1 protein-coding gene is annotated in these 214 nt (G+C 72.0%); it reads left to right on the top strand.

Annotated features, from left to right (window positions below; all coding sequences use genetic code 11):
- Positions 1–214 (top strand): hypothetical protein (locus ON19_RS43425; RefSeq protein ID WP_218006497.1); only part of this gene is annotated, 214 nt, incomplete at both ends.

Raw genomic sequence — 214 nt, 5'->3', positions numbered from 1 at the left:
GGTTCTGGCTCGCGTCGTGATCCGGACGCGGAGCCGGAGCGGGATCCGGTGCTGGAGGGGATGCTCGCGGAACTCGAGGCGACGGTTGAGCGGATGCGCCGGATGGACGCGGAGTGGGCGGCCGCCGATCATAGGCCGGAGTCGCCGGAGTCGCCGGAGTCGCCGGAGTCGCCGGATGAGTCGGGCGTACGGCCGAATTCGGATGCCGAGCCGC

This window comes from Nocardia abscessus NBRC 100374 (genome assembly GCF_000308455.1).
GTDB lineage: Bacteria > Actinomycetota > Actinomycetes > Mycobacteriales > Mycobacteriaceae > Nocardia > Nocardia abscessus.
This window is presented reverse-complemented; position numbering and strand designations above follow the sequence as displayed.